The sequence below is a fragment of the Micromonospora sp. WMMC250 genome (genome assembly GCF_027460215.1).
GTDB classification, from domain to species: Bacteria; Actinomycetota; Actinomycetes; order Mycobacteriales; family Micromonosporaceae; genus Micromonospora; species Micromonospora taraxaci.
On the sequence record NZ_JAPZBJ010000002.1, the window covers coordinates 4,833,696 to 4,859,399 of the forward strand.

Annotated in this window: 27 protein-coding genes and 1 pseudogene; 9 read left to right on the forward strand and 19 right to left on the reverse strand. The window is 71.4% G+C overall.

What is annotated here, in order from left to right:
* Nucleotides 1-14: 14 nt before the first annotated feature.
* Together O3438_RS21710 and O3438_RS21715 are read right to left on the reverse strand one after the other, a co-directional pair.
* Nucleotides 15-656 (reverse strand): response regulator, encoded by a 642-nt coding sequence (locus O3438_RS21710; RefSeq protein WP_269681646.1) that lies wholly within the window; start codon nt 654-656, stop codon nt 15-17.
* Nucleotides 653-1,804, reverse strand: a complete 1,152-nt coding sequence (locus O3438_RS21715; RefSeq protein WP_269681647.1) for a sensor histidine kinase — start codon at nt 1,802-1,804, stop codon at nt 653-655. The genes O3438_RS21710 and O3438_RS21715 overlap by 4 nt, the downstream gene beginning before the upstream one ends.
* 167 nt (nt 1,805-1,971) lie before the next feature.
* Between O3438_RS21715 and O3438_RS21720 the strand changes: the two genes are divergently transcribed.
* Nucleotides 1,972-2,619 (forward strand): DedA family protein, encoded by a 648-nt coding sequence (locus O3438_RS21720; protein WP_269683715.1) that lies wholly within the window; start codon nt 1,972-1,974, stop codon nt 2,617-2,619.
* 10 nt (nt 2,620-2,629) lie between these two features.
* Here the strand turns inward: O3438_RS21720 and O3438_RS21725 are convergent, their stop codons facing one another.
* Nucleotides 2,630-3,268 (reverse strand): TetR/AcrR family transcriptional regulator, encoded by a 639-nt coding sequence (locus tag O3438_RS21725; RefSeq protein WP_269681648.1) that lies wholly within the window; start codon nt 3,266-3,268, stop codon nt 2,630-2,632.
* A 68-nt stretch (nt 3,269-3,336) separates the two neighbouring features.
* On the opposite strand from O3438_RS21725, the gene O3438_RS21730 reads away from it, so the two are divergent.
* The 3 genes from O3438_RS21730 to O3438_RS21740 all read left to right on the forward strand — a co-directional run bounded on the left by O3438_RS21730 (nt 3,337) and on the right by O3438_RS21740 (nt 6,726).
* On the forward strand, nt 3,337-3,789 hold the full coding sequence (locus O3438_RS21730) for an SCP2 sterol-binding domain-containing protein (protein WP_269681649.1): 453 nt from the start codon (nt 3,337-3,339) through the stop codon (nt 3,787-3,789).
* A 1-nt stretch (nt 3,790) separates the two neighbouring features.
* Nucleotides 3,791-5,005: an acyl-CoA dehydrogenase family protein gene (locus tag O3438_RS21735; RefSeq protein WP_269681650.1), complete on the forward strand. Its 1,215-nt coding sequence runs from the start codon at nt 3,791-3,793 to the stop codon at nt 5,003-5,005.
* Between the two features lie 158 nt (nt 5,006-5,163).
* Nucleotides 5,164-6,726, forward strand: coding sequence for an AMP-binding protein (locus tag O3438_RS21740; RefSeq protein WP_269681651.1), 1,563 nt, complete (start codon nt 5,164-5,166; stop codon nt 6,724-6,726).
* Here the strand turns inward: O3438_RS21740 and purD are convergent.
* From purD to O3438_RS21760, 4 genes and pseudogenes are all read right to left on the reverse strand, one after another.
* On the reverse strand, nt 6,717-7,982 hold the full coding sequence (gene purD / locus O3438_RS21745; RefSeq protein ID WP_269681652.1) for a phosphoribosylamine--glycine ligase: 1,266 nt from the start codon (nt 7,980-7,982) through the stop codon (nt 6,717-6,719). The two genes, O3438_RS21740 and purD, sit on opposite strands and share 10 nt — an antisense overlap.
* 108 nt (nt 7,983-8,090) lie before the next feature.
* On the reverse strand, nt 8,091-8,378 hold the full coding sequence (locus O3438_RS21750; protein WP_269681653.1) for a DUF559 domain-containing protein: 288 nt from the start codon (nt 8,376-8,378) through the stop codon (nt 8,091-8,093).
* Between the two features lie 549 nt (nt 8,379-8,927).
* A pseudogene (locus tag O3438_RS34200) lies at nt 8,928-8,972 on the reverse strand (hypothetical protein); the annotation flags it as partial.
* A gap of 220 nt (nt 8,973-9,192) precedes the next feature.
* Nucleotides 9,193-10,482: an adenylosuccinate synthase gene (locus O3438_RS21760; protein WP_269681655.1), complete on the reverse strand. Its 1,290-nt coding sequence runs from the start codon at nt 10,480-10,482 to the stop codon at nt 9,193-9,195.
* A 124-nt stretch (nt 10,483-10,606) separates the two neighbouring features.
* On the opposite strand from O3438_RS21760, the gene O3438_RS21765 reads away from it, so the two are divergent.
* Together O3438_RS21765 and O3438_RS21770 are read left to right on the forward strand one after the other, a co-directional pair.
* Nucleotides 10,607-11,674, forward strand: coding sequence for a hypothetical protein (locus tag O3438_RS21765; protein ID WP_269681656.1), 1,068 nt, complete (start codon nt 10,607-10,609; stop codon nt 11,672-11,674).
* A 637-nt stretch (nt 11,675-12,311) separates the two neighbouring features.
* On the forward strand, nt 12,312-13,937 hold the full coding sequence (locus O3438_RS21770) for a chromosome partitioning protein (RefSeq protein ID WP_442929733.1): 1,626 nt from the start codon (nt 12,312-12,314) through the stop codon (nt 13,935-13,937).
* Nucleotides 13,938-13,982: 45 nt separating this feature from the next.
* On the opposite strand, the gene O3438_RS21775 is transcribed toward O3438_RS21770, so the two are convergent.
* Complete coding sequence (locus O3438_RS21775; protein ID WP_088986916.1) at nt 13,983-14,411, reverse strand: DUF3151 domain-containing protein; 429 nt, start codon at nt 14,409-14,411, stop codon at nt 13,983-13,985.
* Between the two features lie 249 nt (nt 14,412-14,660).
* Here O3438_RS21775 and O3438_RS21780 point away from each other — a divergent pair, with 249 nt between their 5' ends.
* Entirely contained in the window at nt 14,661-15,854 is a 1,194-nt protein-coding gene (locus tag O3438_RS21780; protein WP_269681658.1) for an LOG family protein, read from the forward strand.
* A gap of 51 nt (nt 15,855-15,905) precedes the next feature.
* Here the strand turns inward: O3438_RS21780 and fbaA are convergent, their stop codons facing one another.
* Nucleotides 15,906-16,931: a class II fructose-bisphosphate aldolase gene (gene fbaA / locus O3438_RS21785; RefSeq protein ID WP_145778202.1), complete on the reverse strand. Its 1,026-nt coding sequence runs from the start codon at nt 16,929-16,931 to the stop codon at nt 15,906-15,908.
* A gap of 137 nt (nt 16,932-17,068) precedes the next feature.
* Nucleotides 17,069-17,452: a phage holin family protein gene (locus O3438_RS21790; protein WP_269681659.1), complete on the reverse strand. Its 384-nt coding sequence runs from the start codon at nt 17,450-17,452 to the stop codon at nt 17,069-17,071.
* A gap of 122 nt (nt 17,453-17,574) precedes the next feature.
* Here O3438_RS21790 and O3438_RS21795 point away from each other — a divergent pair, with 122 nt between their 5' ends.
* Nucleotides 17,575-17,787, forward strand: coding sequence for a hypothetical protein (locus O3438_RS21795; protein WP_269681660.1), 213 nt, complete (start codon nt 17,575-17,577; stop codon nt 17,785-17,787).
* Nucleotides 17,788-17,791: 4 nt separating this feature from the next.
* Here O3438_RS21795 and O3438_RS21800 read toward each other — a convergent pair whose 3' ends face one another.
* Complete coding sequence (locus tag O3438_RS21800; protein WP_269681661.1) at nt 17,792-18,856, reverse strand: LCP family protein; 1,065 nt, start codon at nt 18,854-18,856, stop codon at nt 17,792-17,794.
* A 2-nt stretch (nt 18,857-18,858) separates the two neighbouring features.
* Entirely contained in the window at nt 18,859-19,338 is a 480-nt protein-coding gene (locus O3438_RS21805) for a SigE family RNA polymerase sigma factor (RefSeq protein ID WP_269681662.1), read from the reverse strand.
* 143 nt (nt 19,339-19,481) lie between these two features.
* Between O3438_RS21805 and O3438_RS21810 the strand changes: the two genes are divergently transcribed.
* Nucleotides 19,482-20,306, forward strand: coding sequence for a DedA family protein (locus O3438_RS21810; RefSeq protein WP_269681663.1), 825 nt, complete (start codon nt 19,482-19,484; stop codon nt 20,304-20,306).
* Nucleotides 20,307-20,476: 170 nt separating this feature from the next.
* Here the strand turns inward: O3438_RS21810 and O3438_RS21815 are convergent, their stop codons facing one another.
* The 7 genes from O3438_RS21815 to O3438_RS21845 form a co-directional block, all read right to left on the reverse strand.
* Nucleotides 20,477-20,854: an ArsR/SmtB family transcription factor gene (locus tag O3438_RS21815; RefSeq protein ID WP_030332125.1), complete on the reverse strand. Its 378-nt coding sequence runs from the start codon at nt 20,852-20,854 to the stop codon at nt 20,477-20,479.
* A gap of 57 nt (nt 20,855-20,911) precedes the next feature.
* Entirely contained in the window at nt 20,912-21,448 is a 537-nt protein-coding gene (gene pyrE, locus O3438_RS21820; RefSeq protein WP_269681664.1) for an orotate phosphoribosyltransferase, read from the reverse strand.
* 169 nt (nt 21,449-21,617) lie between these two features.
* The gene (locus O3438_RS21825) at nt 21,618-22,427 is read right to left on the reverse strand and encodes an SDR family NAD(P)-dependent oxidoreductase (protein ID WP_269681665.1); all 810 of its coding nucleotides are present in this window, start codon (nt 22,425-22,427) and stop codon (nt 21,618-21,620) included.
* Between the two features lie 10 nt (nt 22,428-22,437).
* On the reverse strand, nt 22,438-23,103 hold the full coding sequence (locus tag O3438_RS21830; protein ID WP_269681666.1) for a hypothetical protein: 666 nt from the start codon (nt 23,101-23,103) through the stop codon (nt 22,438-22,440).
* Nucleotides 23,104-23,175: 72 nt separating this feature from the next.
* The gene (locus O3438_RS21835; protein WP_269681667.1) at nt 23,176-23,940 is read right to left on the reverse strand and encodes a hypothetical protein; all 765 of its coding nucleotides are present in this window, start codon (nt 23,938-23,940) and stop codon (nt 23,176-23,178) included.
* 90 nt (nt 23,941-24,030) lie between these two features.
* On the reverse strand, nt 24,031-24,615 hold the full coding sequence (locus O3438_RS21840) for a DUF4178 domain-containing protein (protein WP_269681668.1): 585 nt from the start codon (nt 24,613-24,615) through the stop codon (nt 24,031-24,033).
* A gap of 170 nt (nt 24,616-24,785) precedes the next feature.
* Nucleotides 24,786-25,637 (reverse strand): hypothetical protein, encoded by an 852-nt coding sequence (locus O3438_RS21845; protein WP_269681669.1) that lies wholly within the window; start codon nt 25,635-25,637, stop codon nt 24,786-24,788.
* Between the last annotated feature and the right edge of the window lie 67 nt (nt 25,638-25,704).

Genomic DNA, 25,704 nt, shown 5'->3' on the forward strand with positions numbered 1-25,704 from the left:
ATCGCCGGGGGGCGTCACAGCAGGTCGGCGTCGTGCACCAGGATCGCCAACTGCACCCGGTTGCCCGCGTGCAGCTTCGCCAGCGCCCGGCTGACGTGCGCCTTCACGGTGGCCTCGCTCATCGTCAACCGCCGGGCGATCTCCGCGTTGCCGTGCCCGCGCGCCACCTCCCGCACGATCTCCAACTCTCGCGTGGTGAGCGGTGCGAGCCGCTGGCGAGCCGCATCTCGCCGGGCCGGGCCACGGTCGGCGAACGAGCTGATCAGCCGCCGGGTCACGGTCGGGGCGAGCATCGCGTGCCCGGCCGCCACCGTCCGGACGGCGGCGGCCAACTCACGGGGCGGAGTGTCCTTGAGCAGGAACCCGACAGCGCCGGCACGTAGCGCCCGGTGCACGTACTCGTCGAGGTCGAAGGTGGTCAGCATGATCACCTTCGCGCCGGCGGCGATCACCTCCGGCGCGACGGTCAGCCCGTCGACTTCCGGCATCCGCACGTCGAGCAGCACCACGTCGGGGCGTAACCGGTGGGTCTGCTCCAGCGCGCCGGCGCCGTCCGCCGCCTCGCCGACGACTGTGACGTCCTCGGACGCCTCCAGGATCAGCCGCAGCCCGGCGCGGACGAGCTGCTCGTCGTCGACCACCAGCACCCGGATCACGCCGCGCCCTCCACCGGGATCAGGGCCCGGACCAGGAAACCGCCGTCCGCCGGCATCGCCTCCAGCCGACCGCCGAGCAGCTCCACCCGCTCGCGCAGCCCGAGCAACCCCTGCCCGGCGCCGGGCAGTGCCGACCCACTCTCGGACGGACCGTTGCGGACCAGCACCTCCAGCCCGTCGGGCAGGTAGCGCAGGCGAACGACCGTCTCGGCGTCGGCCGCGTGTTTGCGCACGTTCGTCAACGCCTCGCGAACCACCCGGTACGCGGTCCGGCCCATCGTCGCCGGTAGTGCCGTCGGCTCGCCCTCGTCCTGCCGGGACACCCGGAGACCTGCGGTGCGGGACTCCCCGATCAGCTCGTCCAACGCGTCGAGCCCTCGCTCCGGCACCACTGCCGCCTCGGCCTGTCGCAGCACACCCAGCACCTCGCGCAGGTCGGTGAGCGCCTGCCGGCCGGTCGTCCGGATCAGCGCGGCGGCCTCGACGGTTGCCGGGTCGGCGGCGGTCACCTCCAGGGCACCGGCGTGCACCACCATCAACGAGACCCGGTGTGCCACCACGTCGTGCATCTCCCGGGCGATCCTGGTCCGCTCCTCGGCGCGGACCCGGTCGGCGTGCGCCTCCCGCTCGCGTTCCAACCGTTCGGCCCGGTCCCGCAGAGCGGCGAGTGTGTCCCGGCGCGCCCGCACCCACAGGCCGACGACCAACGGAAGTCCGACCAGGCAGGCGGCGAGCAGCAGCACATTGCCGGTGGTGGCGGTGGTGATCCGGCGTACGCCGCCCACCTGCACCCCGACCACGACCCCACCGGCGAGCACCACGGCAGCCCCGACGAGGTAGATGGCGAGTCGCCGGCCCCGCAGCCGCAGACCCGCCTGGTACGAGGCGACCACCCCGGCCGCCGCGGCGGCGAGGACCAGCCAGCCCAGCGCCGCAGCCAGGAACACGGGCCAGCGGCGGGTCCGGATCGTGCTGGCGGCCCAACCCGAGAACACCGCGAGCACCAGCACTGCCGCACCCGGCAGCGGCGAGCGGACACCGATGTCACCTGTCGCGCTGGCCCAGACGGCGGCGGCGACCACGACAGCGAGCAGCAGCACCCCGTAGCGGTGGACGAACCGCCGAGGAGCGGAGCTGCTGGAGGCCACGCAGCGAGCGTAGGGCTCCACTGGCGAACCCGGCCGTCCCGCGCGCTCAGACCGGGGTGTGGTGGGGGAAGACCCCTATCTGCCATCCGGGCCGGTCACTACCTAAGTAGTGCCGCCCACCTGACCACTGGCCGATGGCGGGCACCGCCGCGCGCACCAGCATCAGGATCATGGATCTGTTGGACCTGCTGCACGACACGATGTCCTCGCCCTGGGTGTATTTGGCGATCTTCACCATCGCGGTGCTCGACGGCTTCTTTCCGGTGGTGCCGAGCGAGACGGCGGTGATCACGGCCGGGGTGTTCGCCGCCTCGGGCGCGCCCTACCTGCCCGCGGTCATAGTGGTGGCCGCCGCCGGAGCACTCGTCGGCGACCACGTCTCGTACGCCATCGGTCGAAGTGGTGGCGCGCGACTGCTCGATCGGCTGCCGCCCGACGGCCGACGCCGGAGGGCGACCGACTGGGCCCGCCGGGGGATCGAGACGCGCGGTGGCCTGATCCTCACCGTGGCCCGCTACGTGCCGGGCGGTCGGACCGCTGTCACCCTCACCATGGGTGCGGTGCACTTTCCCCGGCGTCGGTTCCTGGCCTTCGACGCGCTGGCCGCCGGCTCGTGGGGGCTCTACTCGGCGTTGGTCGGCTACATCGGCGGGCTGGCGTTCGAGCAGGACCCGCTCCGCGGTCTGCTGCTCGGTCTGGGCCTCGCCCTGACGGTGACGGTGGTCGTCGAGGTGGTCCGCTGGCTCGGCAACCGTCGCCGATCCGCACGGCCGGCACCCGCGCCCGAGCCGGTGGGCCGGACCAAGGTGCGCTGACGCCGGGAAGTCAGTGCGTCGGCGGACGCCAGGTCACCCCGTGCAGGAGTTGGGCCGCACCCAGCCAGGCCACGTTCATCATCCGGGTGGCCGTCTTCTCCGGGTCGGCCTCCGGGTGGTCCGCGAGCCAGTCGGCCAGCGACTCGGTCGCGCCGACCAGGGCGTACGCGACGACCTCCAGGTCGGTGGGCGCGATCTCGCGACCCTCGGCGCGGAGCGCGTGGTCGAGCATCCCGGCGACCACCTCGACCAACCGGGCGCGCATGGTGGCCAGCTCACCGGCGAACGGCTGCTCGCCCCGGGCCTGCCGGTAGAGCACCGCCCAGCCGTCGCGGTGTGCGCCGACGAAACCGAAGAAGGCCCGCAGCCCACGCCAGAGTCGCTCGTCGGCCGGCAGGTCGGGAGCCGCCGCACCGGCGATGGCCTGCATCATCCGGGTGCCCTCCCGGTGCAGGCAGGCGACGAAGAGTTCCTCCTTGGTGCCGAGGTACGCGTACACCATGGGTTTGGAGATGCCGGCGTCCTCCGCGATCTCGTCCATGCTGGCGGCGTGGAAGCCGCGCCGGGAGAAGACCTTCACGGCCGCGTCGAGCATCTGCTGCTCGCGGACGGCGCGTGGCAGGCGCTTGAAGGCGGGAGGGGTGGACACCTTGCGAGCATACCTACTCGTGCGTAGGGTTACGCGCGAGTAGCCAAATCTTCCGGAAGGCGCACCTGATGACTGACTTCGACCCGGCCACCTTCGCCAACGTCGGCCCCAAGGAGTTCGCCCAGCTGGTCAAGTCCACCCCGGACGACAAGATCGCCCAGGTGATGTCCGGTGACCTGCGCGGCAAGATCCTCGGTGAGGTGTTCAACCGGATGCCGTCGCTGTTCCGCGCGGACCGGGCCGGCGCCACCAACGCGGTCATCCACTGGGTCATCACCGGCCGCCCGGACGGCGGCAGCGACACCTACGAGGTGGTCATCGCCGACGGCACGTGCGTGGTGAACGAGACCCCGCAGCACGACCCGAAGCTGAGCCTGACCATGGGCCCGGTCGAGTTCCTGAAGATCGTCTCCGGTGGCGCCAACCCGGTGATGATGTTCATGACCGGCAAGCTGAAGGCGAAGGGCGACCTCGGCCTCGCCGCCAACATCGCCAACCTGTTCGACATCCCCAAGGCCTGACATGGCTGAGTTCTCGCTCGACCTGACCGAGGAACAGCGGGATCTACGCGACTGGGTGCACGGCTTCGCCGCCGAGGTCGTGCGCCCGGCCGCGGCCGAGTGGGACGAACGCGAGGACACCCCGTGGCCGGTGATCCAGGAAGCCGCCAAGGTCGGCCTCTACGGCTTCGAGTTCCTCGCGACCTGCTGGGCCGACCCGACCGGCCTCTCCCTGCCGATCGCCAGCGAGGAACTCTTCTGGGGTGACGCCGGCATCGGCCTCTCCATCTTCGGCACCTCGCTCGCCGTCGCCGCCATCTACGGCGCCGGCACCCCGGACCAGATGGTCGAGTGGGTGCCGCAGTGCTTCGGCGACGCCGACTCACCGGCCGTCGCGGCGTTCTGCACCACCGAGCCGGAGGCCGGCTCCGACGTCGGCGCGATGCGCACCCGCGCCGTCTACGACGAGGCCACCGACGAGTGGGTGTTGACCGGCCAGAAGGCGTACGCCACCAACGGCGGGATCGCCGGCGTGCACGTGGTCACCGCCTCGGTCGACCCCACGCTCGGCTCCCGCGGTCAGGCGGCGTTCGTCGTACCGCCCGGCACCCCCGGCCTGGCCGCCACCCGCAAGCTGCGCAAACTCGGCCTCCGCGCGTCGCACACCGCCGACGTCTTCCTCGACGGGGTACGCGTGCCCGGTCGCTGCCTGCTCGGCGGACGGGACGCCCTGCTGGAACGCCTCGACCGTGCCCGCAGCGGTCAACGCGCCACCGGTCAGGCGGCCATGCGGACCTTCGAGCTGTCCCGACCCACAGTGGGCGCGCAGGCGCTCGGCGTGGCGCGGGCCGCCTACGAGTACTCCCTGGACTACGCGAAGGACCGGGTCCAGTTCGGACGGCCCATCATCGAGAACCAGGCGGTCGCGTTCACCCTGGCCGACATGCGGATGGAGATCGACGCGGCACGGCTGCTGGTCTGGCGGGCCTCGTGGATGGGGCGCAACAACCGCCCGTTCACCGCGGGCGAGGGCTCGATGTCCAAGCTCAAGGCCGGCGAGGTGGCGGTGTCGGTCACCGAGAAAGCAGTGCAGTTGCTCGGCGGGGCCGGCTTCCTGCGCGACCACCCGGTCGAACGCTGGTACCGGGACGCCAAGATCTACACCATCTTCGAGGGCACCTCCGAGATCCAACGACTGGTCATCTCCCGGGCGATCTCCGGGATGCAGATCCGCTGAGACCGACTCGGCCATCCCACCAACCGTGCCGTCTTCGTCACCCCGTGCCGCCGCCGACTGGGCCCTCAGCCACGCCCGGTGCATGATCAAGGAGAGAAGCCCTGATGGACGGGGAGCCGCACCGCCCGTCCGCGTACCACCCCTAGGAGGTCTGCGGCATGGACCTGCCGTTCGTCGTCGCCACGCTGACCCGTCGCGGACTGCTCACCCCGGGCAGTCCGATCCGGGTCGCCTCGCAGCTCAACGCCCTGCGCACCTGGGGATGGAGCCTGGCGGGCGAGTTGCGTCAGGCCGCTGCCCGGGACCCCGGCCGAACTGCGCTGATCGACGAGGACGGCGTCGAGCTGACCTACCACGACCTGCTCGACCGGGCCGAACGGATGGCCCGGTCCATGCGGGCCGGTCTCGGTGTGCAGACGGGCGACCGGATCGGCGTGCTCTGCCGCAACCACCACGGACTGATCGAGACGATCGTCGCCGCCACCCTGCTCGGCGTCGACGCGGTGCTGGTCAACACCGGGCTCTCCGCAGCCCAACTGGGCACCGTCGCCGAGGAGCAGCGACTGCGGCTGTTGGTGCACGACGACGAGTTCGCCGACCGGGTCCTCGGACTTCCCGCCGAACTGCACCGGCTCGACGAACGCGCCCGCGAGGAACTGGTCGCCGGGGCACTGCCCGGTGACCTGCACCCGCCGGAGCGCGACGGCCGGATCATCGTGCTCACCTCCGGCACCACCGGCACGCCCAAGGGTGCCCGCCGGCCCACACCAAGCGGCTTCGGCCCGCTGGTGTCCATCATCGACCGGATCCCCCTGCACGCCCGGGACCGGGTGATGATCGCCGCACCGATCTTCCACACCTGGGGATTCGCCGCCCTCCAGGTGTGCCTCGCCCTGCGGGCCACCATCGTGCTGCACCGCCGCTTCGACCCGGCCGCCACGCTCGCCGCCCTGACCGCGAACCGGTGCGACGCGTTGTTCGCCGTACCCGTGATGCTGCAACGGCTGATGGAGGTGCCCCCGCCCGACCCACGCCCCTCGCTCACCGTCGTCGCGGTCAGCGGCTCGGCCCTGCCCGGCGGGCTCGCTCCGAAGTTCATGGACGCCTACGGCGACGTCCTCTACAACCTGTACGGCTCCACCGAGGTCTCCTGGGCGTCCATCGCCGGCCCGCAGGACCTGCGCCAGGCACCCACCACCGCCGGGCGTCCCCCACACGGCACCCGGCTGGAGCTGCTCGACGACGACGGCCGCCCCGTGCCGGACGGACGGGTCGGGCGGATCTTCGTCGGCAACGAGATGCTCTTCGAGGGGTACACCTCCGGTGCCAGCCGGGAAACCCGCGACGGTCTGCTCGACACCGGCGACCTCGGCCGACTCAACGCCGACGGACTGCTCTTCGTCGACGGCCGGGCCGACGACATGATCGTCTCCGGTGGGGAGAACGTCTTTCCCTCCGAGGTGGAGGATCTGCTCGCCCAACTGCCCCAGGTCCGCGAGGTGGCCGTGATCGGCGTGCCCGACCCCGAGTACGGCCAGCGCCTCTCCGCGTTCCTCGCCCTCCATCCCGGCGAGACGCTCGACCCCGAGGCCGTACGCGAGTACGTCCGGCACTACCTGGCACGCTTCTCGGTGCCCCGGGACGTGATCTACGTCAAGTACCTGCCCCGCAACGCCACCGGCAAGGTGCTCGCCCGCGAACTACGCCGCTACTACGGCTGAACCGTCCCGCCGGGGATGGTGATCCGCCCCTCGATCGCGGTGGCCGCGATGTCCGTGCGGTGCTGCGAACCGGGCAGGCCCACCCCGTCCACCAGCGCGTACGCGGCATCCCGAGCGGCGGCCAGGTCGGGGCCGGTGGCCGTACCACAGAGGACCCGGCCGCCCGCGGAGACCAGGGCACCGTCGTCGGTCCGGCGGGCGGTGCCGGCGTGGATGATGCCCGGCGCCTCCGCGCCGGTGATCACGTCGCCGGTACGCGGTGCCGCCGGGTAGCCCTCGGAAGCGAGCACCACTGTCACGGCGCTGCCGTCGCGCCACCGCAGCGGCGGGTGCTCGGCCAGCGTGCCGGTGGCAGCGGCGTGCAGCAGCCCGGCCAGCGGGGTCTCCAGCAGCGCCAGCACCACCTGGGTCTCCGGGTCGCCGAAGCGCGCGTTGAACTCGATGACCCGAGGGCCCGCCGCCGTGATCGCGAGCCCCACGTAGAGCAGGCCGGCGAACGGCGTGCCCCGGCGACGCATCTCCGCGAGCGTCGGGTGGACCACGTCGCGCATCACGTCGTCGACCAGGCCGGACGGAGCCCAGGCCAGCGGCGCGTACGCCCCCATGCCGCCGGTGTTCGGCCCGGTGTCGCCGTCGCCCAGTCGCTTGAAGTCCTGAGCCGGCAGCAGCGGCAACGCCGCCTCACCGTCGGTGACCACGAAGAGGCTGACCTCCGGGCCGTCGAGGAACTCCTCGACAACGACCCGTCCGCACTCGCGGGCGTGCGCCAGCGCTGCCGCCCGGTCGTCGGTCACCACCACGCCCTTGCCGGCGGCGAGCCCGTCGTCCTTCACCACGTACGGGGCACCGAACTCGTCCAGCGCCCGCGCGGTGCTCTCGTCGTCAGTGCAGACGTACGCCCTGGCGGTCGGTACGCCGGCGGCGGTCATCACGTCCTTGGCGAACGCCTTCGAGCCCTCCAGTTGGGCGGCCGCGCCGGACGGGCCGAACACCGGGATGCCCTTGGCACGTACCGCGTCGGCGACCCCGGCGACCAGCGGCGCCTCCGGCCCGATCACCACCAGGTCGGCCGCGGTCTCCACGGCCAGCGCCGCCACCGCCGCAGGATCTGTCGGAGTCACCGCCCGCAGCTCAGCGAGAGAAGCGATACCCGGATTACCCGGCGCGGCAATCAGCGCCGAGACGCCCGAATCCGCCACCAGCCCGAGCGCAAGCGCATGCTCCCGCCCGCCACCACCCACCAAAAGAACGCGCACGCCGGCATCCTACTGCCCCCACGACCTAGCCCCGTTGATCAAGAGGTTTGCGTCAAATCAGGGCGGGATCCTGACGCAAACGTCTTGATCACCTTCGCTGAGGGGTGGTTACCTGCGCTGGGCGGCTGCGATGGCCTGACGGACCGTTTCCGGGATGTAATCCGGGTGCAGGGTGTCCTGCCAAGTGAAGCGCAGGATGGTCCAGCCGGCGTTGACCAGGCGATTCTGTCGGCGGCGGTCGGCGAAGGCGGCCTCCGGGGTGCCATGGGCGTCTCGGCCGTCCGCCTCCGCGATGACCCTCGGGCCGCGCCAGCCCAGGTCGCCAATCCCGAGCAGATAGCCGTCGTCGTCGCGTACCTCCAACTGCAGCGCGTCCGGTGGCACCCGACCGTCCACGCACCGCAGCCGGCTTCGGGTCTCCAGCGGGGACTGCGCTCGACCGTCGGCCTCAGCGAGGTAAGCCCGTGCCGCGACCGCGCCCCGCCGCCCTCGGACGAGGCTCGGGATAACACTCAGTTGAGATGGGGTGATGCGGCGTCGATTCAACGCCGAGTCAAGGACCGAGACCGCCGGGTAGCGATCGACCAGGAGTACGACGTCAGAGACAGTGCGGAGCGGAGCCGTGACACGAATGCCCGCAACCTCCGTGATGTCACCGGGGTCGACAGTCATCTGATGCACGGTCAGCCACGGCACCGGGACGCGCTGATGCCTCGGTCGATCCGCCGGTACCGAGACGTGGACTTGCGCAGTCCGCCGAAGGCCCGCGATGCCGTGCAGCTCCAACGCGGTGTCCAGAACAACGAAGGCGCCTGGACCAAGGCTGACGACCGCAGCGCGAATCCGCGCCCGTCGTCGCGTCGAATCACCCAACTCCGCGGCCGGCACGAAGCATCCGCGCAGAAGCCGCTGCCACCTGCCGGACCGGCAGAGCTGTCGGACCTCATCCCGGGTCAGGCCGGCGCGCAACGCCTGAGCCAGGGTGACCATCCCGTCCTGCCCGGCCGCGACGTCACGAAGAAGTTGGTGTGCTCCCACACCAACACCCTGCCGACCCACCCCATCCCACCAAAGCCCCTGTGGACAACCCACGGAGCCCTGTGGATAACTCCGCCCTTCGCCCCGGTGATCAAGAGTTTTGCGTCAGATCCAGGCCGGATTCTGACGCAAACCTCTTGATCAACCGGGAAAAGCCGGGCCGGCCCGGGGGTTAGGGGAGGAGGGGGTGGTATTGGACGTTTTCGTCTCGGCCTGGGCCTACTCCTACGACGCTCACCCGGGCGTTGCAGAGTTCTTCGATCCGCGCGATGTAGCGGCGGGCGTTCTCCGGGAGGTCCTCGGCGGTTCTCGCCTTGGTGATGTCCTCCCACCAGCCGTCGAGTTCCTCGTAGACCGGCTTGGCGTGATGGAAGTCCGTCTGGCTCATTGGCATGTCGTCGACCCGCACGCCGTTGATCTCGTAGCCGACGCAGATCGGCACCTTGGGCATGCCGGTGAGCACGTCCAGCTTGGTGATGACCAGGTCGGTCACACCGTTGAGGCGGCAGGCGTACCGGGCGACGACCGCGTCGAACCACCCACACCGACGTTCCCGTCCGGTGGTCGTGCCGTACTCGGCGCCGACCTTGCGCAGGTGGTCACCGTTGGCGTCGAACAGCTCGGTCGGGAACGGCCCCGCGCCGACCCGGGTCGTGTACGCCTTGCTCACCGCGATGACCTTGCTGATCGCGGTGGGCGGGATGCCGGCGCCCACGCAGGCACCACCGGCGGTCGGGTTGGACGAGGTCACGAAGGGGTACGTGCCGTGGTCCATGTCGAGCATGGTGGCCTGCGCGCCCTCCAGCAGCACCGTCTCGCCCTGGTCCAGGGCGTTCCAGAGCATTGCCCGGGTCTCCGCGATGTACGGCTTGAGCCGCTCCGCGTACTCCAGGTACTCCTCGACGGTCGCCTCAAGGTCGATCGCCTTGCGGTTGTAGACCTTGAACAGGATCTGGTTCTTCTCGCGCAGGGCGAGTTCCAGCTTCTTGCGCAGGATGCCCGGGTCGAGCAGATCCTGCAGCCGGATGCCGATCCGGGCGACCTTGTCGCCGTACGCGGGGCCGATGCCCCGGCCGGTGGTGCCGATCCGGGACGAACCGAGGTACCGCTCGATCACCCGGTCCAGGGCCCGGTGGTGCGGCATGATCAGGTGCGCGTCGCCGGAGATCCGCAACCGGGACACGTCGACGCCGCGCTCGGCCAGGCCGTCGATCTCGGCGAGCAGCACCTTCGGGTCGACCACCACACCGTTGCCGATGACGATCATCGCGTTCGGTGAGAGCGCTCCGGAGGGCATCAGGTGCAGTGCGTACTTCTGGCCGTCCGGGGTGATCACGGTGTGACCGGCGTTGTTGCCGCCGGAGTAGCGCACGACGTAGTCGACCCGCTCACCCAGCAGGTCGGTAACCTTGCCCTTGCCCTCGTCGCCCCACTGAGCGCCAAGGAGCACGATCGCTGGCATCTTTTCCGCCTCCAGAAGGCTCGGGTGCCAGGTGGCGACCGGTTGGCGAGCCCGGGGTGTCAGGTTAACAAGTAGTGACGGCGCGGCCGGCAGGGGTCGCGTCGAGAGGCAGGAGGCTCCTTCCGTGTACGACGTGGTGCTGCTCACCCTCGGTTCGGAGCGGGATGCTCCCGGGGGTTGTGGCAGCGGAGGGGCCTGCTGCGGCGGTGCGGCCGAGGCCGACACCGGCAAGGCCAGCCAGACCGACACCGACCCGACCAGCCAGACCGACAGCGGCAAGACCAGCCAGACCGGCGGTGACGCCGAGCACTGCGCCACCGAGCGCCCACGGGTGCCGGTGCTGGCCTGCGCCGATGCGCTGACCATGCGGGGCGCCCGGGTGGAGACGGTCACCGCCCGCTCCGACGCGGAGATCGACGCGGTGTTGGCCCGGCTCGACGGTCCGGCCCGCCCCGACGGGCTGACCTGGCCGGATCCGGACGGCAAGACCCGACTGGTCGTCGCGTCGGCCAGCGACGGGCAGTTGCGTGCCGTGCTGCGCCGGCTGGTGCGGCGGTACGCCCCGGCGCCGAGCCGGCGTCCGGCGGATCTGCCGGGCGACCGGACCCTGCCCGACCTGCCGCCGGTGGCCGTACTCCCGCTCGACCCGGCCCGTGGTGGCACCCAGCGGGACCTGGCCGCGCAGCTCGGGCTGCCCCGTGACCCGGCGGCGGTGGCCGCCGCGGTGGTGGACGGCACGCCTCGCCGACTGGATCTGCTGCGCAACGATGCTGGTTCGGTGACCCTGGACGGCGCGTTGCTCGGTGCCGCCGACGACGCCGGCCGGCCGTTGCAGTGGCGTGCCCGGGTGGAGGTGGACGACACCATCCTCACCGACGGTGACGAACCGCTGCTGGCCTGTGCGGTCGGCAACGCCGGCGGGTACGCGACGCTCGACGACGTGACGCTGCTGACCGCGCCGGACCCGGCCGACGGCCAGGTCGAGGTAGCCGTCGCCGTGCCGGTCGTCGTCCGCTCGCCGTTGGGTCGTAAGCGGGTACGCCTCGAAGTCCGGCGGGCCCGAGGCCGGGCGGTTTCGGTGCTGCCCCGGGAGGGGAAGGTGCCGTACCTCGACGATGGTGTCGAGGGCGAGCTGACCCGGAAGCGTTCCTGGTGGGTCGAGCCGGGGGCCTGGGCGGTCTGGTCGAGCTGACCTCGGCTGCGCCGACCGGCCTCCGTGGGCGGTTGCGCCTATCCTCGCAGGAGGACTGGGGAGGGCCGTAATGGACGAGAACGCCGACCGGGCACAGGTGCACGGCCAGCAGCCGGCGCCGGAACGGGACATCGAACCACTCTGGCCACCGGATCCGACCGACCGGGGCGCGGGGGCTGTCGTTCCGCCGTGGGCGGCGGTCGCCGAGCAGCGGAGCACGCCGCCGCCGGTCGCGTCCGGGCCGGTGACGCCACCGGTGGCCGCGCCGCCGATCAACCGGCCGCCGGTTCCCGGCCAGCCGGGGGCAGCGCCCCTGCCGCCGCCGTCGCCGGCCGACTATCCGTCGCTCAGCGGCGCCGTTCCACCGCCCGGCGCGTGGGGCTCAGGCGCAGGGTCAGCATGGGCGCCTGCACAGGCGAGCTGGCCACCGCCTGCTGATCCGCCCGCCGCGTCGACGCCGCCCGGTCCGCCGGCCACCGTCACGCCGCAGGCGGACAGCCCTCCCACGCACAACGGTGTTCCGGGCGTTCCCGGCCCTGCTGCGGGCACGGCCACACCGCCCACGGCCACACCGCCCACGGCCTTCGCACCGGCCAGCCGACCCGAGTCGACGGGCACCGCGGCCGGTACGGCTCAGGTGCCGACCGGTGATCGCGGCACGGCCGCCGTTCCCGCCCCGCCGGGCACGAGCACCCCGGGCGGCGTCGACCTGGATCTGCCCTTCACCCTGGACCGCCCCACCGCCGCCGGCACCCCTACCGCAGCTGGCAGCCCTGCCCCGGGCAACCCCACCACGGCCGGCACGCCCACCGGCCGGAGCACCGCCGCGGATGCCGCGCCGCCGACGGACTCCGCGCCGACGCCGCCGGCTGAGGGCAGCAGCGCGGAGGGCGCGGCGGCACGGCCGGCCAACGAGTCGCCGTGGGCGTACCCTCCGCAACGTCCAGCGGGGGCACCGGTCAGGGACGAGAGCACCGGGACGCCTCCGATCCCCGCCCCGCCGGTGCCGCACCCCGGCGTGGCGCAGGCCGGCCCCGGTCCGGCCGGGCAGTCGGTCGCCCCGGCGATCCCCGGTCAGGTCAGCCCGGCGTCGATTCCGCCCCCACCCGACCTGACGCAGTTCAGCAGTCCGCCGCAGCAGGCTGCTCAGCCGGCCGCACCGCCCGGCCCGTACCCGCCGTCGCCTGGTTGGTACCCGCCGCCGTGGCAGCAGGGGCCGCCCGGCGTCCCGCCTGGTCAGCCGTTCCAGGAGGCCGAGGGGGCGGCCCGGGTGCCGACCACCGGCTACCCGGACGCCACCGGATATCCGGACGCGAGCTGGACTCCGGAGTCCACGCCGGTGCCGACCGCCGAGGACTTCAGCCGACGCCGACAGGTCCGGCCCGCCGACCCGGTCGCCACCATGGGTGTACGCGCGGTGGTCAACAAGATGGGTCTGCTCCGGCTCTCTCCGGGCCGGCACGAGCAGGAACTCAAGCGGGACATCGAGATGGTGCGCCGCAACTTCGGCGGGCTGCGCCAGGTGACAGTGGTCAATCCGAAGGGCGGCGCCGGTAAGACGGTGGCCATCCTGCTGCTCGCGATGACGTTCGGTCAGAAGCGCGGCGGCTACGTGCTGGCGTGGGACAACAACGAGACCCAGGGCACCCTGGGGATGCGCGCCCAGCAGGACTTCCACTCCCGGACGGTCCGGGACATGCTGCGTGACCTCGGGCAGTTCCAGGGCGCACACGGGCGGGTCGGTGACCTGTCGCAGTACGTGCGCTCGCAGGGCGAGGGCATGTTCGACGTCCTTGCCTCGGACGAGTCGGCCACCGGTGGCGAGATGTTGACAGCTGCCGCGTTCGCCGAGATCCGCGAGGTGGTCAGCCGGTTCTACAAGCTGATCTTCGTCGACACCGGGAACAACGTCCGGGCGCAGAACTGGCAGGCCTCGATGGACGCCACCGACCAGTTGGTGGTCACCATGTCGGCCCGTAACGACTCGGCGGAGACTGCCGCCCGGATGCTCGACCACCTGGAGCAGAGTGGCCGGCAACGGCTGGTCCGCCAGGCCGTGACGGTGGTGTCGATGCCGCCGTCCCGCAAGGAGATCGACCTACCGGCCATCCAGGAGCACTTCGCGGCCCGCACCCGGGCCGTGCTGCTGGCCCCCTACGAACGGCTCATCGACACCGGCGAGCCGATCCGTTACGGCGGGCTCTCCTCGGCCACCCGGGACGCCTGGCTGAAGATCGCCGCCGCCGTCGCCGAAGGGTTGTAAGCCACCGACGGCCGGCCCGGGACCGGGCCGGCCGTCGGAGCGGGGTCAGTTGCTCGCCAGCGCGTCCGCTGCTTCCGGGTCGCAGTCGCGCAGGAACTGGGCGCAGCGGGCCGCCTCGTCGGCCTCGCCGATCTCGTCCGCCGCCCGGGACAGCACGTAGAGGCAGCGCAGGAAGCCCCGGTTGGGCTCGTGTGACCACGGCACCGGGCCATGCCCCTTCCAACCGCTGCGACGCAGCTGGTCGAGGCCGCGGTGGTAGCCGGTGCGCGCGTAGGCGTACGCCGTCACCACCTGGTCCTGCGCGAACGCCCGGGCCGCGAGCTCCGCCCAGGCCGCGCTGAAGGTCGGGAAGCCGGCCGCCACGCTGGCGAACGCCTCGTCGGTGCCGGCCTCGTCGGCGGCAGCCAGGGCGGCGTCGGCCGCGTCGTTCGCGGGCAGCCGGGTGGCTGGTGGCTCTGGCAAAAGGTTCTGCATCGCCCCATTCAACCCGCTGGACAGGGCGACACGCGAGCGGGTCGGCCGACACGTTCCGCTGAACGGCTGAGGAGTTGGTCACGCCTGCGGCCTATGCCGCCGCCAGGTGTTTTCCACTACAACTAATGGTCCGGAGCCTCCCCAGGAACCGGTAACGCAGAAGCCCGGTGGCCACGGTCACCGGGCTTCTGTCGTCTCCCGCCGGTCCCGACGTTTGGCCAGCCCCGGCTGAAGGGGCAGGATGGCCCGGTGCCGACCCCACCTCCCGCCGACGTCATCGAGCCGCACCTGCACGCCAGCGAGATCCAGACCCCGGACGAGCTGCGTCAGCAACTGGCCACCGGTCGCCTGACCGGGTTGACGGTGCAGGGCCTGCGTCTCGACCTCGCACCGGTGCCCGACCTGACCGGCATCGACGTCGCGGGCACCCTCTTCGTGGGCTGCCGCTTCGCGTCCCGGGAGGTCGGCGCCGACCTGGTCCGGCGCGGCGCGAACGTGGTGCCACCGTTCTCGGGTCTGCCGTACCCGACCCAGCCGACGCACCTTTACACCTCCGAGGACCTGGCCGCCGGGTTCGTCGAGGGCGGGTTCGCCGGGATGTACGACACCCGGGTGTACGACCACTACCGGGCGCACGGCGGCGCGTTGCCGGACGTCAAGGAGGCGCTGGGCCAGCGGCTGCACGATCACGGTGTCGACAACGCGCTGGCCGACGCCACCCGAGCCTGGCTGGCCGGCCACGGTCCGCAGTCGGTGGTGGGCATCATGGGCGGCCACGCGGTACGGCGTGGCAGTCCCGCGTACCGGATGGCGGCGGTGCTGGGTTGGGAGCTGGCACGGGCCGACCGCCTGGTGGTGACCGGCGGCGGACCCGGCGTGATGGAGGCGGCGAACCTCGGCGCCTACCTGGCGGATCGGCCGGCGACCGACGTGACGGCGGCGATCGACCTGTTGGCCACCGCGCCCGACTTCACCGACCACCACCGCTACACGGCGACGGCGCTGACGGTCCGACAGCGGTACGCGGGCGTGCCCCGGCAGCGGGGTGACGACCTGGGCTGGGCGCGTGCGGGTGGGCTGGCCATCCCGACCTGGCTGTACGGGCACGAGCCGGCGAACCTGTTCGCCGGGCGGATCGCGAAGTACTTCTCGAACGCGATCCGCGAGGACACCATCCTGCGACTGGCCCGGGGAGGCATCGTCTTCGCGCCGGGGCGGGCGGGCACCGTGCAGGAGGTGTTCCAGGCGGCCACCAAGACCTACTACGGCACCGACGGTGTCAGTGGCGCCTACATCTTCCTGGACCGGGCCTACTGGACTCAGGAGCTGCCGGTGGAGTCGTTGCTGCGTCCGCTGCTGGCCGCGTCCCCGTTCGGCGACCTGTCGGCGTCGATCCATCTCACCGACGACGTGCACGAGGCCGTCCGCCTGTTGACCGTCTGACGACGAAACGGCCGGCCCCCACGCGGGGAGCCGGCCGTCGGTGGCACGTCGTTACTTGGTCATCGTGGTGCCGGTGGAGCGCAGGTGCTCGCACGCCTCGACGACCCGGGCGGCCAGGCCGGCCTCGGCGGCCTTGCCCCAGGCGCGCGGGTCGTACTGCTTCTTGTTGCCGACCTCGCCGTCGATCTTCAGCACGCCGTCGTAGTTGCGGAGCATGTGGTCCGCTACGGGCCGGGTGAAGGCGTACTGGGTGTCGGTGTCGATGTTCATCTTCACCACGCCGTAGTCCAGCGCCTCGCGGATCTCGCTGAGCAGGGAGCCCGAGCCGCCGTGGAAGACCAGGCTGAGCGGCTTGTCCTTGCCGTACTTCGCGCCCACCGCCTCCTGGATCTGGTTGAGGATCTCGGGGCGGAGCTTCACGTTGCCCGGCTTGTAGACGCCGTGCACGTTGCCGAAGGTCAGGGCCGCCATGTAGCGGCCCTTCTCGCCGAGGCCGAGCGCCTCGACCATGGCCAGGCCGTCCTCGGTGGTGGTGTAGAGCTTGTCGTTGATGGCGTTCTCGACGCCGTCCTCCTCGCCGCCGACGACGCCGACCTCGATCTCAAGGACGATCTTGGCCTTGGCAGCCTCGTCGAGGAGCTGGGCGGCGATCTGGAGGTTCTCCGCGACCGGCACGGCCGAGCCGTCCCACATGTGCGACTGGTACAGCGGCTCCTCGCCGCGCTTCACCCGCTCCTGCGAGATGCCCATCAGCGGCCGGACGAACTTGTCCAGCTTGTCCTTCGGGCAGTGGTCGGTGTGCAGCGCGATGTTGACCGAGTACTTCTTGGCCACCTCGTGCGCGTACGCGGCGAACGCCACAGCGCCGGTGACCATGTCCTTGATCGACGGGCCGGACAGGTACTCGGCGCCACCGGTGGAGACCTGGATGATGCCGTCGCTCTCCGCGTCGGCGAAGCCCTTGAGCGCCGCGTTCAGCGTCTGCGAGGAGGTCACGTTGATCGCGGGGTACGCGAACCGGCCAGCCTTGGCGCGATCCAGCATCTCCGCGTAGGCCTCGGGGGAAGCGATGGGCATGTGATGCGCTCCTTACTTACCACTCTCGGCCGTGCTGGCCGCTGTTGTTCACGTGTGCGCCGGACCGCGCTGTCCTCCGCCCGGCAGTATCCCGCAGGTGGCGTGCGCCGGAACAACCGACCCTGGGTGTCAGCCCTTCACCGACGGTCCAGGTTGTCCGGCACGATGACGCTGATCAGCCAGGTGACCACTGTCATCACGATGGCTCCCCAGAACGCCGCCCAGAAACCGTCCACCTGGAACGGCAGGTCGAGCCCGCGCGCGATCCGGTCGGTGAGCAGGAACAGCAGGGCGTTGACCACCAGCGCGAACAGGCCCAGGGTCAGCAGGTAGAACACACAGCCGACGACCTTGATCACCGGCTTGAGCACCGCGTTGATCACACCGAAGATCAGCGCCACCACGATCAGGGTGAGGACGGTGTTGCCACCCGAGCGTCCGTGCACGTCCACCCCGGGCACGATCAGAGTGGTTATCCACAGCGCGACCGCGGTGATCGCCAGTCGGATGAGGAAGCCCACGTCACCATCCTGGCACCGGGTCGCGTCGTCGAGGGCTGATTCCGCCTACTCGCTTCCCGGCGCGGGCCCGTCCCACCCCGTACGGTGGGTGGAGACCGTGCCCCGAGACCCCGGGAGGGACGATGGGTCAGCCCGACGAGGACTTCACGCCCGGCGACCACCTCGCCCCGGACGAGCGTGACCCGGAGGCCGAGCCGGCCGACGCGGTCGAACAGGCCACCAGCGTCGGCCCGGACGACGTCGACGGCGAACCGCACCGCGGCCTGGAGGTCGGCGACTGGGACGCGATGGAGCAGGCCCGGGTGGTCACCGGGGACGAGGACGACTACCGCTGACGACTCAGCGGGCGGGGTCGACCAGCTTGGGGTTGCGGGCCGCCCAGTCGCCGAGCCGGTCCTCGCGCAGCGCGGTCAGCAACTCCGGGGCGGCATCCGGGTCTGGGTGCAGGTAGTAGCCCGGCCCGATCGGCTCACTGACCGGCAGGGTGAGCCCGACCGGGTCGACCGATCGCAGGGCGGGGACGAGCCGCAGCAGGTCCGGCAGGGCGGACCGGTCAGGCGACACCACGATGTCCGGGCCGACGACGGCGAGCAGCTTGGCGAGGCGTACCGGATCGGTGAGCACGTCCTGGTCGGACGCCGCACGGACCAGTCCGGCCGCGAAGAGTCGGCCGTTGCGGTCGCGGTCCTGGCTGCCCCCGGGCAGCCCACGCCGCTGACGCAGCAGGTCGACAGCGGCGGCACCGTCGAGGCGCTGGCATCCGGCCGGGAAGACCCGCCGGGTGTGGGCCGACCCCACCTGCTGGGGCAGGCACACCGGCACCCCGCCCACCTGGTCGGTGAGCGAGCGCAGAGCGGAGTACGTCAGCACCACGCCGGCCCCCACGTCGACGCCGGTCAGGTCGGCCACCGTCCGCCGGGTCAACTCGTACCCCTTGGCGAGGTCCGGCTCGTCGCCCTTGGCACCGAACACGAACGCCGAGTTCAGCTTGTCGGCACCGTGCCCGGGGATGGGTACCTTCAGGTCACGAGGAAGCGAGATCAGGTACGGACGGCTGCGGTCGGCCGGGATGTGCAGCAGCAGGACCGAGTCGGCCAGCGGCGGCTGGGTCGCGTGGCGGTCGATGCCGAGCACCAGGATGTTCACCGCGCCGGACGGAACGGGCCGACCGGCCTCGCCGATCAACTCGGCGGCCGACGGCGGCCCGACCCGCTCCGGGGTGAGCAGCGGCACCCCGATTCCCAGGACGCCGAGCACGGCCAGAGCCGTGCCACCCGCCTGCCACCGGCGACGACGCCTCCGCCGGACTGTCGCCAGCCGGTCGATCGCGGCCCGCAGGGGACCGGTCGGCGGGGTCAGCGGCTCGTGCCGGCTGAACGCGGCACGCAGATCGTCCTCAATCATGTTCACGCCTCCACGTACTCGGCCCGGAGCGTGGCCAGGGCTCGGGAGATGGACGAACGGACGGTCCCGACGGCGCAACCGAGGACGTCGGCGATCTCCGCGTCGGGCAGGTCCTCGTAGTAGCGCAGCACCAGGGCGGCGCGCTGCCGACGCGGCAGCCGGGCCAGCCAGGACCAGACCTGGTCCCGATCCACGGCGGACTGGGCGTGGTCGGTGGACGCCGGCACCGACGCGTCGGGGTCCTCGCGCAACAGCACCCGGCGAACCCAGGAACCGCGCCGCCAGTCGACGTACTGGTTGGTGAGCATCCGGCGTACGTAACGCTCGGGCGAGTCCGCTCGGGAAACCCGTCGCCAGTTGAGCTGGACCCGGACCATGGTCTCCTGGACCAGGTCCTGCGCGTGGTGCGGATCGCCGGTGAGCATCACCGCGTACCGCAGTAGCGGGGCCAGCCGCGTGTCCGCGAACTCCTCGTACGTCACTGCACCTCCCGGGGCTCCTGCCTCAGATGACGGGAGCGGGCGCGCCAAACATTGCGATGCGCGTTGATCACTCTTTCGGTTCGTCTTGTCGAACAGGTGAGGCCGGTCCGGCGCGGCCAGAGCCAGGGGCTTCGGTACCCTTTGTGGCCGTGGACACAGCTGAGAACATCCGCGCTCTCGGGGAGAGCGTCGCCCTGAACCCGCTCGATCCCAAGGAGCTCTTGCAGACCTTCGGGCTGATCGGCGTCTGGGTGATCCTCTTCGCCGAGACCGGCCTGCTGGTGGGCTTCTTCTTCCCCGGCGACTCGCTGCTGTTCCTCGCCGGGGTGGCCTCGTCGCCGGTGGCGGACGCGATCTTCGGCGACGGCACCCGTCTCTCTCTGACCGGCCTGCTGATCGGCGGTCCGATCTGCGCGATCGTCGGCGCCCAGCTGGGGCATTGGCTCGGCGCCCGGTACGGCCGGCCGATGTTCGAGCGGCCGAACTCCCGACTCTTCAAGAAGGAGTACGTGGAGAAGGCCGAGTACTACTTCCAGAAGTTCGGCCCGGCGAAGGCCGTGGTGCTGGCGCGCTTCATCCCGATCGTTCGGACGTTCCTCAACCCGGTCGCCGGCGCGCTCGGCATGCCGGCCCGGAAGTTCCTGCTCTGGAACATCGTCGGCGCGGTGCTCTGGGTCGACGGCATCCTGCTGATCGGCTACCTGCTGGCGGAGCAGATCTACCAGGCCATCGGCGACAAGATCGACCACTACATCCTGCCGGTGGTGGCCCTGATCATCGTGATCTCGGTGCTGCCGATCTTCTTCGAGTTCCTCCGCGACCGGCGGGCTCGTAAGCGCGGCGAGGCCGTCGCGGTGGTCGCCGCGGCCAGTGCCGCCGGTGCCGTGGAGGCGGCGCGTGAGGCGTTCGACCACGACGGGCACCACCAGCACGACAGCCGGCGCCCGGAGCACGGTCAGGATCGTTGACCTGGCGTACGACGACGGCCGGCCCCCTGGCGAGGGGGTCGGCCGTCGGCATGTCGTACCCGGCCTCCGGTGGTGCGACCGGGGACGAGCAGGTGTCACCCACCAGTGACGCCACCCCTGGCTCGTCACCGGACGCCGTCCCCGACGCGGGACGGCGTGTTGTGCCTACGTCAGCGGGCCTTCTTGGTGGCCCGCTTACGCGGCGGGGTCAGCAGGTCGGCGATCGTCGCGATCGCACTCGGGACCAGGCTGTAGTACGCCCAGACACCGCGCTTCTCCCGCTGCAGCAAACCGGCCTCGGTGAGGATACGCAGGTGGTGACTGACCGTCGGCTGAGAGAGGCCGAGCGGCGCGGTCAGGTCACAGACGCACGCCTCGCCCTCGGGGGCCGACTGGATCAGGCTGAGCAGCCGCAACCGAGCAGGGTCGGCAAGGGCCTTGAGGACCCCGGCGAGACGCTCGGCATCGGCACGTTCGATCGGCTCGCCGTTAAGCGGCGAGATCTGAGGCATAGTCATTTCGGCCAACGCAGTTCCCACGTATTCCATCCTTCCACCAGCAGCATCGATCCGCCTGCATATCAGCAGATCCGAATCGGCAAACTTTTACGCCACAAGGCCGAGGTCAGCCAACGTAAAGGCCGCCCGGTACGGCAATCCGGCGGCTCGCACCGCGTCGCCGGCGCCTCGATCAACAATAACCGCCACGCCCACGACTTCCGCCCCGGCCTCGCGAAGTGCCTCGACAGCGGTCAACACACTTCCGCCTGTCGTGGACGTATCCTCCACCGCCAACACCCGACGGCCGGCCACCTCCGGTCCTTCGATCCGCCGTTGTAGACCGTGCGCCTTGCCCGCCTTGCGCACCACGAAGGCGTCCAGGGCTCGATCGGTCGGAGCGGCGTGCAGCATCGAGAGCGCGACAGGGTCCGCGCCCAGAGTGAGGCCGCCGACGGCGTCGTACTCCCAGTCGGCGGTGAGGTCCAGCAGCACCCGGCCGACCAGAGGAGCGGCCCGGTGATGGAGCGTGACGCGCCGCAGATCCACGTACCAGTCGGCCTCACGCCCCGAGGAGAGCACGACCCGTCCGTGGACCACAGCCAGGTCGGTAATGAATTTACGCAGGTCGTCGTGGTCCCCCATGGCGATAGAGGTTACTGCTCAAGTCTGAACGCCGTGTGTGGGGTCCACCCCGACCAACCCGGTGGGGGACCGATGGTTGGCGATGTTCGACTACGCTCAGCTACTGGCCTGACAGCGGCGTGCCAGCAGCGCCTCGGCGGATCACCGGCCCCGGTGGGCGGGCCGAGGGTCAGCGTTCGTCGCGACCGATGCGACCGCGAGTGTCCTTCGCAACAGCCTGGAGCAACCGGCGCGGTGCGTGCCGCATGCCCGCGACGACGACCTTGTATTTCCACGCCGGGACGCTGACCATCTTGCCTTTGCGCAGGTCACGCAGGGCTTCGTCGACCACATCCTCGGCCCGCAGCCACAGCCATTCCGGCGTCTTCGACATGTTGATGCCGGCCCGCTGGTGGAATTCGGTGCGGGTGTAGCCGGGGCAGAGAGCCATCACGCGAACACCGAATGGTCGCGCGGAAAGGCCCACCGACTCGCTGAAGTTGGTGACCCAGGCCTTGCTGGCCGAGTACGTCGAGCCGGGCATCGCCGTGCCGAAACCGGCGACCGAAGAGACATTTATCACTGCCCCGTCCCGCCGTTCGGTCATCGGTCGCAGCGCCGCCAGCGTCAGCCGCATGACCGCGTGCACGTTGAGCCGCAACAGGCGGGCCTCGTCCTCCGCCGTGGAACGCAGGAACGGCTTGTTCAGGCTGATGCCCGCGTTGTTGACGAGCAGGTGCACCGGGCTGCCGTCGGCGATCCGCTGCTCCACCACCGCACAGCCGTCGTCCGTGGACAGATCCGCCGGGATCGTCTCCACGACACGGTCGCGGGTCGAGCCCAGCTCGGTGGCCATCTCGGTCAGCCGGGCCGCGTCGCGGGCGACCAGCACCAGATGCCAGCCGTCGGCGGCCAGCCGCCGGGCGAACGCCGCGCCGATGCCCGCGGTGGCCCCGGTGATCAGGGCCCGGCGCTCAACGGTCGTGGGATCGAGCGGCACGGCGGATTCCTCACCTGGGCGGGTACGGGGGCGCGGGTGGCGCCGACGGCGGCTGGTACGGGGCAGGCGTGAACGCCTGTGGTGCGGACGGCGTGGTCGGCGCGGTCGAGCGGTGACGACCGAACCAGGCGTTGGCCGCCGGCAGCGCCAGCAGCGTAGCTACTACAAGGTAACCGAGCCCCTGCGCGACGGAAAGCCCGGCGTTCACTGGGATCCACCACGACGGGTACGCGTCGCCGACCAGCCCCAGCAACTCGGCGACAGCCTGCTCACCGGAGCCCAGTTGCAGGGGTGCGGCTCGTTCACCGACCAGCACCGCCACACTGCAACAACCGGCGAGCAGGCCGAGCCCGCTGACCACCCAGGTAGCCACCCGTGCGCCCTTGCGACCCGCCAACAGCCCGAGGGCCAGGCCGGCGAGCACCGGCGCGGACAGCGCGGCCACCACCGCCGACAGCACAACGGACGCGCGGATCAGCGTCACCACGTCGGCGATCTGCTCCGGACCGGCCGAGGTGTCCCGGGCCGCGGAGCGGAACGCGTCGACAGTGCCGCCCAGCACCGCCAGGTCGACCACGGCGTACGCGAGCGCGGCGACCGCCATCACCAGCAGCGCGCACGCGGCCAGCAGGACGACGGCGGGCCGGCGGGCCGGTGCCGATTCCGGGTACGACACGACGAATCCCTCCGGTAGGCGTCGGGTTGCAACCTACTCGGAGGGATCGTCGGAGTCGTGCTTATCCCTCGGTCAACTCGTCGACGGCGGAGTCGACCCCGGACGGTCCGTCGGCGGCGTGTCGTCCGGCCGGTCCGTGGCCGGCGGCGGGTAGCTCGGTTCGCCGCTCGACGGGTAGCCGGGCTCACCCGTCGACTGCGGGTAGCCGGGCTGACCGGGGGCCTGCGGCTGCCCCGGGTAGCTGGCGCCCGGGGTGGGCGGCTCCCAGCCCGCGGTGGGCTTGCGGAAGAACTCGTTGGCCTTCGGCAACGCCAGCAGGATCAGCGCCACGATCAGCGCGATCAGGCTGACCGCGTTGAGCAGGAGGCTGACCGGGGTGACCCAGGAGGGCAGCGCCTCTTCCAGGCGCCGCTGGATCTCGTCGGGGCTCGGCCCGTCGCCGCTGGCCTGTCCACCGGCGAAACCGCCGGCCGCGTTGCTGACCAGGCCACCACCGACGCAGCAGACCATGATGCCGCCGACGATCCAGGTGGTGATCCGGGCACCGTTGCGGCCCTGGTTGTTGAACAGGGCCAGGACGCCCAGCACGATGGCGAGCAGCAACAGCACGACGCCGGCTCCGACGCCGAAGGCGACGAAGACGTCGACCACCTGGTCGGCATTCTCGACGGTGCTGCCCGCGTACGCGTCGCGGAGAGCATCACGCGTCTTGCCGATGGTGCTGAGCGTGATGATCAGAGTGATCACCTGGCACGCCAGGAACAGGAACAGCAGATAACTGGAAATCGACACGATCGACGGCCGCTGACGGGCCGGCGTGTTCTGGGAATCGACCACGATTCTCCTTCCCTATGATCGGGCCCACACCGTATCGACAACCGGCCACTTCGGCATGCCGTCGTGTTCCGCGAGTCCTGTCCGTTCGGCTCAGCGGTCCTCGGTCGTGGGGCGGATCGTCAGGTCGGCGGGGTCGAGCAGCTCGCCGCGGGCCACCCGCCAGCTCTCCTCGCCGTACGCCTCGAAGGAGAGCCGCGCCCCACCACCCCCCTGGTAGTCGTGGTAGCGCACCGTCCCGACCGACGCCAGCCCGGTCTCACCGGTGGCGGTGTAGCGCGCCTGCCCGGTCTCCGTCCAGGTGTAGCGCCGCCCGCCGAGTTCGATGCTCGGGGCGCCCGGGGCGACTGTCGCGCCCGGCTCGGCCGTCCAGAGCACCAACTCCACCTCGGGGCCGTCCTCCACGGAGAGCCGGTGGTGAGTGCCAGAGTCGTCGTCGAGCAGGTGCTGCACCCAGCTCCAGTCGCCCTCGACGAGGCGGATGGTCCCGCTCACCGCGTACTCCCGGTCGCGAATGCGGACGCGGTCGTGCAGCGCCAGGCGGAGCGGGCCGGGGCGCGGCGGCGCTGTCGCCTGGGCGTCGGTGCGGCTCGTCGCCCGCCGGCGGGCCCATACGAGGATCGCGACCACCGCGAGTACGACAACCACTGCCACCAGGCACGTCGTCAGCGCGTCCACCCGACCACCTCCCCAGGTACGTCGGCGCAGACGGTAACAACCTTCGGCACCTGGACGGCCCGCGCTGTGGCCGACAGCTCAGCCACGTCGGGTGGAGCCCTCGGGCGAGCCGGAGCGGAACCTGGGCGCTGCCCCGGCGGCAAGGACCGGCCAGTGGCGCTGACCCCTGCCTAGCGGAGGGCGTCGGGTGCGTCCTCCGGTGGCGTCGTCGACGGCCCGCTCGGCAGTGACGTCGCGCCGGACGCGTCCGGCGGCAGGTGCGCGGCCGGGTCGGGGCAGATCAGGTAACCGGGTGGGAGCTGCTGGCTCGGTGGCGGGAAACCCGGCACGAGCGGAACTGGCGGATACCCGTAGCCGGTCATGGCGTAACCGGGACCGGGCATCGACCAGGCCGGGGCGGGTGGCGTCTCCTTTGCGCTGCCGGGCACGAACCACCGGTGCGCCGGCGGCAGCGCCAGCAACAGGACTACGCCCGCGGACAGTGCCAGGACCGTGAGCACGCCCAGCCCTGCCACAGGGACGAGCAGCTGGTCCCAGGGGTCGGTGCCGGAGTAGAGCGTGTCGAAGAACGTCGAGGTCTCCCACTCGTCCCAGTCCGGTGGCGGCTCCCCCTCGAACTGGGGCGTGGTCAACACGGGCACCAGGAACCCGGCGGAGCAGCACTGCGCGAAGCAGACCAGCAGCTGCGCGCCGCTGGCGACGAAGACCAGGATCCGCGCGACGTTGCCGCCGCGCCGGACCGGGACCGCGGTGACCGCCAGCCACACCGCGAGCAGCACCGCCGGTACGCCGAGGATCAGCGCCATCGCGACGTTGCCTCGCCGCTCGCCAGCCACCTCGTCCGGGTCCGCGTCCGGCACCAGTCGCACCGCGCGGTCGATTTGCCCGTCGAAGTGCACCGCCTGCGCCACCGCCAGCGCGGCCAGGGCGAGCAACACCAGCACCACGGCGAGTTGCAACCAGAAGGCGACGGTCACGATGACCGGGCGGGGCGGGCGCGGCACGGTGGCGGGCGGGCTCATGGCTCGCAACGTACGGCGCGGTGTCGACAACTGGCAGGACCGATCGGGCAGCACCGATCGGCGAATG

Coding starts and splice junctions, on each gene's coding strand:
- O3438_RS21730 (WP_269681649.1), top strand. CDS start 3,337: ATGACTGACTTCGACCCGGCCACCTTCGCCAACGTCGGCCCCAAGGAG.
- O3438_RS21735 (WP_269681650.1), top strand. CDS start 3,791: ATGGCTGAGTTCTCGCTCGACCTGACCGAGGAACAGCGGGATCTACGC.
- O3438_RS21740 (WP_269681651.1), top strand. CDS start 5,164: ATGGACCTGCCGTTCGTCGTCGCCACGCTGACCCGTCGCGGACTGCTC.
- O3438_RS21760 (WP_269681655.1), bottom strand. CDS start 10,482: ATGCCAGCGATCGTGCTCCTTGGCGCTCAGTGGGGCGACGAGGGCAAG.
- O3438_RS21775 (WP_088986916.1), bottom strand. CDS start 14,411: ATGCAGAACCTTTTGCCAGAGCCACCAGCCACCCGGCTGCCCGCGAAC.
- fbaA (WP_145778202.1), bottom strand. CDS start 16,931: ATGCCCATCGCTTCCCCCGAGGCCTACGCGGAGATGCTGGATCGCGCC.
- O3438_RS21795 (WP_269681660.1), top strand. CDS start 17,575: ATGGGTCAGCCCGACGAGGACTTCACGCCCGGCGACCACCTCGCCCCG.
- O3438_RS21800 (WP_269681661.1), bottom strand. CDS start 18,856: ATGATTGAGGACGATCTGCGTGCCGCGTTCAGCCGGCACGAGCCGCTG.
- O3438_RS21815 (WP_030332125.1), bottom strand. CDS start 20,854: ATGGAATACGTGGGAACTGCGTTGGCCGAAATGACTATGCCTCAGATC.
- pyrE (WP_269681664.1), bottom strand. CDS start 21,448: ATGGGGGACCACGACGACCTGCGTAAATTCATTACCGACCTGGCTGTG.
- O3438_RS21845 (WP_269681669.1), bottom strand. CDS start 25,637: ATGAGCCCGCCCGCCACCGTGCCGCGCCCGCCCCGCCCGGTCATCGTG.